Here is a 2,566-nt window from a genome sequence, read left to right as displayed (position 1 = left end):
CACCCGGTATTCCTTTAATTTTGCTTTTTTTCCGGCTGCAACAATTGCATCGTTAAAACTTCCTAACCTGTCTGCCAGGCCATTTTTAACTGCATCTGTGCCAACCCAAACATGGCCTCCACCAATAGAATTAATATACTCTTTTGTCTTTTTACGCCCATCTGCTACCCTGGTAATGAAACTATCGTAAACGTGGTTGACATCGTTTTGGATAATAAAACGTTCTCCTGAAGTTAAAGGACGATTTACACTCATAATATCTGCATACTTTCCGGTTTTAACACCATCAAAGGTAATACCCAGCTTATTGTTCAACAGATTTTGAAAATTAGGAATAATACCAAAAACACCAATTGAGCCGGTGATTGTATTTGGCTGGACAAAGATTGAATCTGCTGCGCACCCTATATAATATCCCCCGGAAGCGGCAACGTCGCCAAAAGAAGCGATTACAGGTTTTACTTTTTTGCTCAGGATGATTTCTCTCCAGATCACATCAGATGCCAGTGCACTGCCTCCTCCAGAATTTACTCGAAGAACGATGGCCTTGATACTGCTGTCTTCCCGGGCTTTTCTGATGGCTCTTGAAATTCTTTCAGATCCTATAGAGTTGTCGTCGCCTTCACCGCCGGTGATATCTCCGTTTGCATATACAACCGCAATTTTATCTTTTGCAGAAGGTGTGTCCTGACTCAGGTTCTCTGCGTAGTCATTGATGGTCACCGTACGCATGTTATTGCCTTTTTCAGTTCCGCTCAGCGTTTTAAGTTCAGCAATGATTTCATCTTTGTACCTCAACCCGTCTACCATTTTCGCGTTTAAAGCATCCTGAGGAAGCTGTATTTTATAATTGTTTGCCCAGGAGAACAGGCTGTCTTTTGGAATGTTTCTGGTTTGAGCTATTCCTTCCAGAAAGGTACTGTATAGGCCACCTACATAAGCCGTAACCTGCTGGCGGTTGTAATCACTCATTTTATCTGTGATAAAGGGTTCTACAGCACTTTTATAATTTCCAACGCGTATAATCTGTGCCTCTACACCGAGTTTTTCCAGTGCACCTTTAAAAAACATCAGTTCTGAACTGAAACCTTTAAACTCCAGCGCTCCCTGAGGATTGAGATATACCTTGCTCGCAGCAGAGGCAAGGTAATAGGCGTCCTGTGAGTAGACTTCGCTATAAGCGATAATTTGTTTTCTGCTGGACTTGAAGTCAACCAACGCATCTCTAATTTCCTTAAGCGTAGCCTTGCCTGCGCCAGGTGCGCTCACATTAAGATAAATGCATTTGATGTTATCGTCTGTTTTTGCTTTTTTGATGCCTCTGATCAGGTCATTGAAACCAATGCTTTTTTCACCAGAACCAATTACTGGAAGATTTTCAAAACGTTTGTTGAGGGTACGTTCTTTAATGGTTTGATCAAGATTTAAATACAGAACGCTATTGCTTTCTACGGGAATCTTTTTGTCTTCACTTATCGAGGAGACAATGCCAACAATAATGGCCACGAAAACTAAGCTAATCAGAACAATGGAGATCACAAAGCCAAGAACTGTAGCAAAAACATATTTGAAAAAATCTTTCATATTAACGGTGAATTATTTTGTAAATATAGGAATCCTATGCTAGCTTCAGGTTACAAAACGCAATAAGCTCCGAGATGTTTCCTAACTTTAGAGCGTATTATAAAATGTTGCCATATATGCTATTGGATAGACAAACTGTTTATTTGTTACTCGGAAGTAATTTAGGTGAGAGACGTCAGCTGATTACGGATGCAATTGATTATCTTAAAGAAGAAGTTGGGATAGTAAAAGGGATTTCTTCTTTTTATGAAACTGCAGCCTGGGGAAAAGAAGACCAACCCTCTTTTCTAAATGTTGCTGTTGAAGTAGAAACAAGATTCTCTGCAGAGGAGGTGTTGGAAAAGATCCTGTCAATTGAAAGCGAGTTGGGGCGGATAAGGCAGGAGAAATGGGGAGCAAGATTGATCGATATTGATCTGATTCTGTATGGTAACGAAATTATCGATATTCCTGACCGGCTTCAGGTTCCGCACCCTCAAATGCAGTACCGTAAATTTGTGTTGGTGCCACTGGCTGAAATAGCCGGAAATGTAGTGCATCCTGTTTTAGGGGTGAGTATTTCAGAAATATTAAAAAGTTTGGCAGATAATCTGCCAGTCATAAAAGTATAATTTATTAGTTTTGTTTAATGATCGACTTAGAAAAAAATAACTTGCCGCTTGATCTTTCTTATCTGAAGGACATGTCTGGAGACAGTGCTGAATTTATGATCGAAATGATCGATATGTTCAAGCAGCAAACGCCTATGTATATGGCAGATCTGGAGCAAGCAGTGAGAAATGAGGATTGGACAAAAGCTTCTGGATTTGCACACAAGATCAAACCAACTTTTGTGTACGTGGGCAGGGAAGACGCAAAAGACCACATGCAAATGATTGAACATTGTGCACGTGATCTGAAAGAGGTGGATCAAATTCCTGCTCTGTTTAATGAGGTGAATGAATTTGTTCAGCTTTTGTATAGGCAGCTTGATCAGGCCAGG

3 protein-coding genes are annotated in these 2,566 nt (G+C 40.5%); 2 read left to right on the top strand and 1 reads right to left on the bottom strand.

Annotation, left to right across the window (positions count from 1 at the left end; all coding sequences use genetic code 11):
• A partial coding sequence (gene sppA / locus VNZ46_RS14080; RefSeq protein ID WP_325560725.1) for a signal peptide peptidase SppA occupies positions 1–1,584 on the bottom strand: 1,584 nt, incomplete at its 3' end.
• A 116-nt stretch (positions 1,585–1,700) separates the two neighbouring features.
• Here sppA and folK point away from each other — a divergent pair.
• Together folK and VNZ46_RS14070 are read left to right on the top strand one after the other, a co-directional pair.
• Complete coding sequence (folK, locus tag VNZ46_RS14075) at positions 1,701–2,195, top strand: 2-amino-4-hydroxy-6-hydroxymethyldihydropteridine diphosphokinase (protein ID WP_325560724.1); 495 nt, start codon at positions 1,701–1,703, stop codon at positions 2,193–2,195.
• Positions 2,196–2,212: 17 nt separating this feature from the next.
• Positions 2,213–2,566 (top strand): Hpt domain-containing protein (locus tag VNZ46_RS14070; protein ID WP_325560723.1); only part of this gene is annotated, 354 nt, incomplete at its 3' end.

The organism is Pedobacter sp. (assembly GCF_035566355.1).
GTDB lineage: Bacteria > Bacteroidota > Bacteroidia > Sphingobacteriales > Sphingobacteriaceae > Pedobacter.
This window is presented reverse-complemented; position numbering and strand designations above follow the sequence as displayed.

Excerpts from the sequence above, each read along its gene's own strand:
- folK (WP_325560724.1), top strand. The coding sequence starts at position 1,701 with ATGCTATTGGATAGACAAACTGTTTATTTGTTACTCGGAAGTAATTTA.